General features: G+C 38.6%; 10 protein-coding genes and 1 pseudogene. 1 reads left to right on the top strand and 10 read right to left on the bottom strand.

Annotated elements, in window-relative coordinates; all coding sequences use genetic code 11:
• Positions 1 to 98 precede the first annotated feature (98 nt).
• The 6 genes from H6F41_RS18025 to H6F41_RS18050 form a co-directional block, all read right to left on the bottom strand.
• Entirely contained in the window at positions 99 to 257 is a 159-nt protein-coding gene (locus H6F41_RS18025) for a hypothetical protein (RefSeq protein ID WP_190404845.1), read from the bottom strand.
• Positions 258 to 321: 64 nt separating this feature from the next.
• Positions 322 to 1,539: an AAA family ATPase gene (locus tag H6F41_RS18030; RefSeq protein ID WP_190404846.1), complete on the bottom strand. Its 1,218-nt coding sequence runs from the start codon at positions 1,537 to 1,539 to the stop codon at positions 322 to 324.
• 68 nt (positions 1,540 to 1,607) lie between these two features.
• Positions 1,608 to 2,654, bottom strand: coding sequence for a DUF6744 family protein (locus tag H6F41_RS18035; RefSeq protein ID WP_190404847.1), 1,047 nt, complete (start codon positions 2,652 to 2,654; stop codon positions 1,608 to 1,610).
• Between the two features lie 133 nt (positions 2,655 to 2,787).
• A complete protein-coding gene (locus H6F41_RS18040; protein WP_190404848.1) occupies positions 2,788 to 2,937 on the bottom strand; it encodes a hypothetical protein in 150 nt (49 codons plus the stop codon).
• Between the two features lie 77 nt (positions 2,938 to 3,014).
• On the bottom strand, positions 3,015 to 3,485 hold the full coding sequence (locus H6F41_RS18045) for a hypothetical protein (RefSeq protein ID WP_190404849.1): 471 nt from the start codon (positions 3,483 to 3,485) through the stop codon (positions 3,015 to 3,017).
• Between the two features lie 177 nt (positions 3,486 to 3,662).
• Positions 3,663 to 4,106 (bottom strand): thiol-disulfide oxidoreductase DCC family protein, encoded by a 444-nt coding sequence (locus H6F41_RS18050; RefSeq protein WP_190404850.1) that lies wholly within the window; start codon positions 4,104 to 4,106, stop codon positions 3,663 to 3,665.
• 674 nt (positions 4,107 to 4,780) lie between these two features.
• Here H6F41_RS18050 and H6F41_RS18055 point away from each other — a divergent pair.
• Positions 4,781 to 5,656, top strand: coding sequence for an alpha/beta fold hydrolase (locus H6F41_RS18055; RefSeq protein WP_190404851.1), 876 nt, complete (start codon positions 4,781 to 4,783; stop codon positions 5,654 to 5,656).
• 212 nt (positions 5,657 to 5,868) lie between these two features.
• Here the strand turns inward: H6F41_RS18055 and H6F41_RS19450 are convergent.
• The 4 genes and pseudogenes from H6F41_RS19450 to H6F41_RS18070 all read right to left on the bottom strand — a co-directional run.
• A pseudogene (locus tag H6F41_RS19450) lies at positions 5,869 to 6,066 on the bottom strand (Fic family protein); the annotation flags it as partial.
• A 20-nt stretch (positions 6,067 to 6,086) separates the two neighbouring features.
• On the bottom strand, positions 6,087 to 6,629 hold the full coding sequence (locus tag H6F41_RS18060; protein ID WP_190404852.1) for a hypothetical protein: 543 nt from the start codon (positions 6,627 to 6,629) through the stop codon (positions 6,087 to 6,089).
• An 85-nt stretch (positions 6,630 to 6,714) separates the two neighbouring features.
• Positions 6,715 to 7,434, bottom strand: coding sequence for a type I restriction enzyme HsdR N-terminal domain-containing protein (locus tag H6F41_RS18065; protein ID WP_190404853.1), 720 nt, complete (start codon positions 7,432 to 7,434; stop codon positions 6,715 to 6,717).
• A complete protein-coding gene (locus tag H6F41_RS18070; RefSeq protein WP_190404854.1) occupies positions 7,435 to 9,429 on the bottom strand; it encodes a hypothetical protein in 1,995 nt (664 codons plus the stop codon).
• Between the last annotated feature and the right edge of the window lie 316 nt (positions 9,430 to 9,745).

A 9,745-nucleotide genomic window follows, 5' to 3' on the forward strand; every position in this document is an offset into this window, starting at 1 on the left:
AAGTGGCTCAATTAGTCTCACAGTAATTAGTTCGGATATGGTGATTCTTAGAATCTTCCCATTAGTTCGGATATGTGTAAATAATTCTGCATGGCTACTTACAGGCGATGGTAGGTTTCGCTGACGAAGGTTTCAAAGTTGTAGATTTTGCGATCGCCTTCTTCGATGACTTCACTTAGTCTGGGTGATTTTTCTTTGAAATCGCTGACACATAGTTCTGTCCATTTGGGAATTACATACACTAATGATTCTTGCATTTTAGTTTTTGATGAGTTGAGAAAGTTTAGAGAGCAGATAGTCTGCTCTCTGTTGGTTGTTTTTCTATGCGCCGTACATGATTTCGCTGACTTTCGCTAGTAATGGTTTCTTCTTGGTTTCAATTTCGGCGATTGCTTGTTGTGCTTTCTTTGCCCTGTTCGGGTGTTGAGCAATCAGGCTTTGCAGTCTGTCAATCATGTTTCGCATATCGGACAATACGCCAGAGCCTTCCGTTGCCCAATCATCCTGCTGTTTCTTTGTGCCATAGGTGGGACAGTTGCCTAAGTCGGACAGCTTTTCGGTGATGGCGGCGAGGATTTCTTGGGCTTGGATGTTCACGGGATTGCCCACTTTGGCAACAATTTTTCTAATCAGTGCTTGCTCTCTGGGATGATTCCAAATTACATGATTGAGAATCTCGAAGCTGTCTTCACTTACTTCGGTTTCTTCTTGCAGGTAGGCATAGGCTTTGAGAATGGTGACGATCTGCACGTATTTTCTGGTGCTGACGATCAGGTTTTCTTTCTTCAGTTCCCGTTGCAGGTCAATCAATGAATCGATCACTGGGGCAGGGAATGTCACGTTTTTCACGGCGGTTTGCATTTGCTCTAGTTCGTCTAGGCTCAGCATGGTGGTGATCTGGGGTGCGGCGATGTTGCTGGTCTTGCGAAGCAGTAATATTCGCAGGTCTTCATCGTCGAGATAATCGACCATATACCGCAGGCTCAGTCGATCCCAAAATGCTCCGTCTTCTTCGCCATCAAGGAGTTCGTTGGAGCAGCCAATCATGGTAATCAATGGTGACTGGAGTTTGGTTTTACCGTTGAGAAATTCCCGTTCGTTCATCAGTCCTAAGGCGGAGTTACGGACAATGCTATTTGCTTTGCCAATTTCGTCCATGAGGGCAAGGTGCGCTTCGGGTAACATGGCTTCGGTGTCGCGCACGAATTTGCCTTTTTGTAATTCGGCGAGGTCGGGTGCTCCTAATACTTCTTCGGCGACGGTGGTTTTGGTCATTAGGTAATGAAAGAAGGTAGTTCCTGTGATTGCGTCGGAGACTGCTTTGGCAAGTTCGGTTTTGCCTGTGCCTGGTTTGCCTCCTAGGAAAATATGCATTTTGGCAAGCAGCCCTACCAAGATTAAGTCGATCGCTTCGCTGCGGTCTAAGTAAACGTTTTGCAATTCTTCTCGCAGTTGTTGCAGTTTTGCTAGGGCGGATTTTGGGGCTACGGTCAAGGCAGTGATATGTCCATTGGTCTTCGCGATTTCGGCTGTAAGCATTTCTAATTTCCTCTTAATCTTTGATGTTGAATGGGGAGTAGCGCTTTGGCTACTCCCGCGATTCTTCGCTAGAAGCCGAGGTCGAAGAGGTTGTCTTCGCTAACTTCTGCTGTTGTTTCTACTGGTTCGCAGATGGTTTCTTCTGGTACAGAGATAATCTGTTCTGTTTGATGGGGCTGTTCTTCTGGGGTGTCGGTTGTGCTGGTTGTGATTTCGTCCAGTACGTTCAGGCAACGTTGGCGCAGTTTGGCGAGTTTGTCGGTCAGTGCATCGGAGCGAAATTGCAATAGCTCGGATAGCATTTTCGTCTTGTCTTCTACTTCCCGATATACCTTAAGTTGGTTCTTCAAAGTGCTGCCCTTAGTTTCTGATACCTTTTGTGGATCTAGCAGTTCGTCTAGATAATGAGACATCGATTGCACTTCCTTTTCTAGTGATTGTCTGGCGATAATGTCCATGTCGCCGATACCTGCGATCGGCATCCAACGAATATTGTTTTCTCGGTGAATCAGGGGTAGCAGTTCGCGGAAGGCGGTTAGTTCTAGTCGATAACTTCTTGCCACAAAGTATGTGCCGCCTCGTTCTCGAAATGGCACTCCAGACTTCTTCACGAACTCGGTCAGCATGGCGCGGATTTCTTTGCTGGTGATTTCTTGGCTCCATGTGTACCATTTGTCGAAGGTAGTTCTTGCCATGTCGATTAGGGATTCATTGTCACTGCTCCAGTCTTCTCGATTCCAATTGGTGGTTTCGTTGCTTTTATCAAAGCTATAGGTTGCCAGTTGGTTATAGCGAAGCTTTTTGTCTTTCTCGTTCTTGTTCTCAAGGACAAATCCATAGACCAGTACACCGTTATTGGAGATTTGACGGATGAGAAGGTTTTGATTACTCAGTTGGGTGTGAGTTTTCGTTTTCGCATTTTTAAATGCACTTAGCTTATTTGGGCTTTCAGGAAGGTAGCTGAAGTCTAGGTTGACTTGCTCGGCGGCTCGTTTTAAGGTGGCTTCACTGAGTCTTGTTTCGGCACTGATTGACCATGCAATCAGGTCGCCTAAGTATTCGGCCCCTTTGTCGATCAATGCTTGCTGGGTAGCGATCATGGCGGCTGTGTTCATGGTTTTTATTTTTGGCAATTAGCTGTTAGCTTTTGGCTGTTAGCTTTTGGTCGGTTGTGTATTGACGCTGAGGACAAGGATTGGCTTTTGGAAAGTCATGCATTAATTCTGGAATCTAGCTAATCGCTAACAGCTAATGGCTAATAGCTAATCTCTTCCTTCTTCTACGTTGGGTATAGATGATTTTTGGCTGCTTTTCTTCGAGGTGATGTTGGTCGGGATGGATGGCGATCGCTAGGAGCAATACTCCACACAGGATGCTTTTATATCTCTTTTGGGTCATGTTTGACTCCATAACAAATTAGCCTCCTGATTTGCATCAGGAGGCTTTGGGGTTTGGGAAAGATTGGAAGATTGGGTTTATTCGGGTTTATCTACAGCAAATTCAGCTTGGATTCTCGCTTTATTGGCTTCGTAGGCTTGTTTGGCGGTTAGGAACGGATGCGCGATCACATAGGAGCTAAAGCCGCCATCGGTGCGAATAAAGCAGACTACTACTTGATTTTCGGGCTTGTATTCCCTGATTTGTCTTTTCTCATCCTTTTGAAATGGGTTTGGATATCCCGATTCCTTGGCAATACGTTCTGCTGTGGCTTGGCTCAAATAGCAGCCATAGCTTTCGGAGTTCAGCCATTTTTGATAGGGGCTGATGCCGATTTGCGATTCTTTCGATTTGCTGACATCGATGACAATCGCTCCTCTGTCTTCACTTTCGTAGCCATGCCATGCTACGGCTAGCAGTAGTTCTAGGTTTACGCGGATGAATTCGATATGGCTTTGACGCGATTCACTTCCAGTTGGTAGATCCGACGCATTATATTTCCACGTCATTATTTCTATTTACTCCTTGATATTTCGCCACAAAAATCCTGCTAAGGACTTTTGACAAACTTTGCTACTCAGTGGTAACTGTTCCTTATTGTCTATTTTACGATTGATATTCTAAAATATGCTTCTCTCTAATTTTCTGTGAAATTAGTGCTAAAACTTTACAAGCGATTCTTTCTATTACTGAGCTTTTTGCGGCAAGGGTGAGAACTGCTTACAATTTGTGTCACAGGCTTCTGAATAAGGCGAATTATAAAGCTCATCCCTTTTCCCAAATAATTGATAACGATTATCTCTAACTTGGATGTAGGTGCGATCTCCAAGGGACTTTAAACCTGGCAAAAATTGATAAAAATTAACTGCCAAATTACCTAGAGGTAATAGCTTTCCAATTTGTTCGGCTGCATTACTGCCTTGCCAACGATTAGTTACTGGTGCTTGTAAGTCAATCATGATCATCCCTAATTCACAATCTGCCGTGGTTATTTGCCACTTGCTCAAGCCTTCAAGGTCTTGCATCGGTAAATAGGAAAATATCTTTCCTCGATCAATTTGCTCTAAAGCTTTAACAAAATTTACACAGAGATTACAAATTCCGTCATAGATAATTAAGTGAGTTGCCATGCTTTAGATTAGGTTTTCTTCTTCTTACTTGAGTTTAGCATCAGCGGCTGAACAGATAGGTATAAGTGAGCTAAAAATGATAGATGGGTTGTATTGCTTAGAGCCGTTTTTTTTACTCTCTTCTCACTAAAGAAATAAAATATAATCTTCCAAAAGAGAAAGTCTCTACAAATGAAGACTTTCTCTTTTAAACTAGCAGCTTTAGAACAAGGTTAATTGTTCTAGAATGGGTAAGCTTGGTTCAATTGCACTGATTTATGTTTTTGAATTTCGTTCAGTGCAGTTTTGTATTTTTCCACTTGCTAGCATTTGCTGAATTGTTCCAGCTTCTGGAGGCAAGAATGCTACTGCATCTCGATCGCATTCGAGGATTTTGCAACCATAATGGTCTTTGAGCCTAGATGCTATCTTTTTCATTGATAGCTTGAAACTCACTATCACATAATATCTGCTATTTTTATACAGTGACATTTGATAATTTTCTTTGTTCATTTTGACATCTTAAATCTTCACAGACTTTTAGCAATAGCGCATTTTTCTGAAAGCCTTCAAAATTATGATACGAACATGGAAGAATTTGGATAAGCTAAGATTGAGTTGCAGCTTTGCTTCATTTTCTTAAGTGCCTGAAAAGTTTTTTAGTCTGTAGTCTACTTAAATATTTATGACTCATTATGCCTGAGCGCCATACGATTGAACTGCCAAATTTACAATTGTCATATCTATCTTGGGGACAGGGAAAAGAGCCTGTCCTCTGTTTACATGGCATGGCGGACTGTGGTTTAGTTTGGTCACATTTGGGGCAGTTCCTCGCATCTCAAGGTGATCGCTATTGTGTGGTTGCTCCCGATCTACGTGGACATGGGGAAAGTACCAAACCTACAGATAATTATTCTTTTGAGAGCATTATTGATGACTTGGAGGGCTTAATGTTATCTCTAGGGTGGCAAAGTGTTCATATTATTGCTCATTCTTGGAGTGCCAAAACTGTTTCGCTTTGGGCGCAGCAATCACCACAACGTTTTCGTAGTTTGATTTTTGTCGATCCCTTTTTCATGGGACGTTTCCCTTGGTGGGTAAGACTTACTTTTCCTCTGTTCTATCGCATCTTGCCTTTCTTAAAACTTGTTGGCACATTCCCTACCTACGCCGAAGCCGAGAAAATTGCTCGAACCCTTAAGCAATATCGTGATTGGACTCCATTCCAAGAAGCTGTCTTTCGAGCTACGATTGCCGAACAACCAGATGGTTCTTGGCGCAGTAAGTTTCCCGCCCATGCCCGAAATCTCATTTTTGAGGCAATTTTAGGCATAGATGGATTAACCACAACCATTACTGTACCAACTCTTTTTATCCAACCAAAGCAAGGGCTAAATCAATCTGAATGGCAGCTTAAACCCTACAAAACATACTGCTCAAATCTCCAAATTCGTAAAGTGGATGGCAACCATTGGGCTTTTTTAGTCGCTCCAGAATCATTTGATGAAGCGATTCTTCAATTTCTATCCAATCAGAAGGGTGAGTTAGGAGATTACCCAAAATCAGCATGAATTTCCCTCAATGCCTAACTTGTCAAATTTATCGCAATACTTGCTCAGTAAATCCTCAAGGTGTTATGGGAGATGATTGTCTTGATTTTCGACTGAGGTATGAAGTAGAAAAAGTCAAACTAAAGCTGACATGTATAGAAAAACCTGCTTTTCTATACATGTTTTCATAATATGTATAGAAAAACCTACTTTTCTATACATATTATGAAAACTTACTTTCCATGCACATTACTCAATAAGTTAAACAGCGCAATGTTAATGTAGTAGTTATCCCGTCCTAGTTTTTGCCTACTCATCAATCCTATTCTGGTCATTTCGTTTAAGTATCTTGTTGCAGTGAGGCGCGTTACCTGTAAACTTTGGACGACAAATTCTACTTTGCTATAGGGATGACTAAAAACAATATTGAGTAAGTCTTGACTTAATTAATTTAGAACAATGTCAATTGTTCTCTTTGCTCATTTACATTCTTTTGCGGAATCATAAGCTGTTTACCTACTACTGTAAAGTTAGACATTGACTTGAATACAATCGACTCTGGTAGTTTCATGCTACTCACGGTTAGATCGAGATCTCCCACAAACTGCACGATTTGTTCAAGCCAGTTTTCCGAGTCTTGGGCTACCCAATCCTCGAACTGTCTCTGACTCAATGCTTCCACGATCGCCATTGATGGTGGCTCCAGTTGAGCCGCACTAGAGTCTCTTTCCCAGAAGATTTCTCTTGATTCTTCTGGGAAAGAGACCTCTGCACGGTTGTCTGACTCATGATCATCGACAGGAGATTCATAGGCGATCGCATCAAACATCTCCTTCAGAAATCCTAACCGATGAGATTTCTGTTCGTATTCCTGTGCTTGCTCAAAGGGCTGACTGACTCGATTTTGCAGAATTGGCAGTTCTTGTCTATCTCGTTCGAGATTTTTTTGCACTGCGGCTAGCTTAGCAGCGATCGCATTTCTCACCACGTACAAGAGTGAATTATAGAGATCAGTAAAACAAAACCTGATAACAAACACAAAAGTCAGATGAATTTAGTTCACACTTTTTTACACTTAGTTAATGACCACAAATTGAAATCAACTTAATAAAATCATTTTTTCTAATTTTTGGTTGATTTTTCTTTGATTTTACTCCACATAAATCAAAGAAAATATAGTCCATTGAATGTGACACGAAAAAAGTATCTATTGGCATTTTATAAATAGAACATTGAAATGTAATAGTATTGGATTTTCCATATTTTTCAATTAGCTTCAAAAAGCTATCAATGTTGCCATTTCTGGCATCTTCAAAAAGATCTATATCCTTATCAAAGTTATCTTGGATCAAAACCTTATCTAGTTCACAAAGAGTTAAATTAGTCTTGATAAAATTATTATTTTTTGAATATATATACAACTGTCTACAGTTCGTCAATATACCATTATTGCAAGAATTTAAGCTTAAATATTTAAGCAACTGAGATTCAAAATTTAAAACATCAACAAATTGACTCTTTACCTCAATTATTAAAATTGGAGGACAGGCAGGCTGAAAATATTTAATTTTATGCTTCTGATATATAGCAATATCTAAATTTTTATACTCCACCTTAATTACATAGTTGTCAGCATTAATATTAGTAAAGTTAACTAAATACAAGATTAATGCTTGCCTTACTCTTTCTTCTGGGTATAAAACTACTCTTCTTTTTCGGATTAGACAGTCTGTATAACTAATGTTATTAATTGAGTATTCATAGATTTCAATCGAATTACCAAAGCAGTTTACAGACATCTACTTAGAGACAAAAAAATCTAGAATTATTTGTATAGTGTTTTTCCATTCTCTCTCAGAATACTCTTGTAGTAACCTGCTTGCAGAAACACCCGTATCCAGTATTTCTAATTTTCTACGTAAAATTGTACAAACATCTTGATTATATCCAGCCCCTTTTCCCCTTCGATCAATTAATTCTGCCCAAAAAATTTGATTTTCATTATTACTTCTTAAAAAGCCCTCTATTTGACGACCGACCCTGCTAACAAATGCATCATATTGAATTTCAAATTGCCTTTTTATTTCAGGAGTCAAGCTATCTATTTCTTTAAGAGATTCACCTAATTCATTAATTATTTGTTCAACATCATTCTTCAAATTCCTTGTAAACTTTTTGAGCATCTCATTCTCATCAAGCCCTTCTGCTACAATTTTCGCATCAAAGAATGTATCAAATCCTCTTTCCTCAAAAGTTCCAAATCTCCTATGAATAGCATCTTTTGTATTCCAAGCTTTATAATTTTCTGAGTAATACTCAACATATTTATCAATAAACTCTTCATAAATGAAGCTAGGAATTCGCTTGTCTAAACTTTGGACATCTTTTAACTTAGCAACTGCTATTTCAATTAGCGCAACTTCTTGTTCTGATAAAGTTTTCCCTTCCTGCATTTGCTGAAAGCTATTTCTAATTTCACATACTTCATTGATTAAGGTATCTTTTCTATTTTCAATGACATAGTTTATAGCGAAAACCACTTCATTTTTCATGTCTTGAACATCTTGCTCATCATAGTCTCGTTCTATTCTACCCTTTTCGTCATAGCACTGAAGCGCATCATAAAACAGGATGTTATCTTTAAGAAAGTTAAGATTTAGCCTATCAAAAACACTTTGAACAATTCCTTTCTTAATTTCTATTCCTACTTCTCTAGTCCCGTCTCCATCATTTTCTTTTTCAGGCTCACCTTTACGTGGCATGACAAATGAGACGAATCTATTTTCATATTTTTTTGAGTGTTGACTTAAAAAATACTTCATCAATTCGCGAACATTGGTTTCAGGTGAATCGCTATATGTAGAAGTAAAAAGACAAATTACATCTTCTCTTTCAATATAGTCTAGAAGATCTGCTCTTATCGGACTCTCATCTATACCCTTTGTATCAATAACCGAATCAAAACCGTCTAGTTCAGACAAGCCAAAAATTTGATTGTTGATGTAAATGAATATCGTCTTGGGAATAGACAAAGATGGAATATCAGCTTTATTAACTTTATCAAAAGTTTCTTTAAGCCATTGTTTAGGATCAACTACCTCAGGGCAAAAAATTAGACTATTTACTCTGTCGTAACATCGTTTATCTAAATCGGCATTTTCAAAGGCATATCTTTTGAATTCTTCTAAAGATACCTCTTTTGCTTTTTCTTCAGCCAAATCAACTGTTTTGGAAGTGATTTTTCCATCTTCTTCTTTAATTTTTTTTGTGATTTTATTTAGTTTTGTTATTGATCGAAGAGCTCTTTCCATTTCAGTTGAAATTACATCATTATTAGATTTTTCACAATAAAAAGAATCACAGAAGTCATTAATTAATAGTTCTAGTTTTTCTCTATCGTAAGGGTCAATTTCAATGTATATATTTTTAGCAGATTTAATAATTACTTCACTTATTGTTGTTCTACCAGATGCAGTTGACAACAATGGTTCTACAACTTTTATACTTACTTTACCTTTTTTAGTCTCAATGTTTTTATCAATAGCTTGAACTAGATTAAACAAATGGCATATAGCTGTTGTTTTACCAGCACCAATTTTACCGATAAATACAATTTTATATTTCTCAATATTCAAAATATTGCTTATTTCATTTAATCGACTGAGTTTAGATAGCAAGGATTTTTTTCGTATATGCTCAAAAACATTGCTTTTATCATCATTGATATTGTCAATTACACTTTGGATCTCAGTTTTTAACTCAGGAATTGATATGTTGTTTTTATTTAAAATCATGTTTTTATTTAACCTAGCTTATTTTTACACAATAACACAATTAACTTGTTTTTTATTTAGCAAAATTTACTCATTGGTTGGTAGGCTCAGAAGGAAATTTGACGGTGCTGGTTCCTGCCTGACTCAGTAGTTGTTCGCTAAATTCTTTGATTACATCTTCGGGCAACCATGTTGTGCCTAGCCTGACGCGGATGGGAGCATCTCACTTAGGCGCAAAGTATAAATACTGATAAGTGCAGAGATGAGATAATAGAGCAAAAGCTCCCCGCGAAGACAATGACACCCGAAGACCAACAAAAGTTAGAAGAATACTGCC

It is taken from the genome of Pseudanabaena mucicola FACHB-723 (genome assembly GCF_014696385.1).
Taxonomy (GTDB): Bacteria; Cyanobacteriota; Cyanobacteriia; order Pseudanabaenales; family Pseudanabaenaceae; genus Pseudanabaena.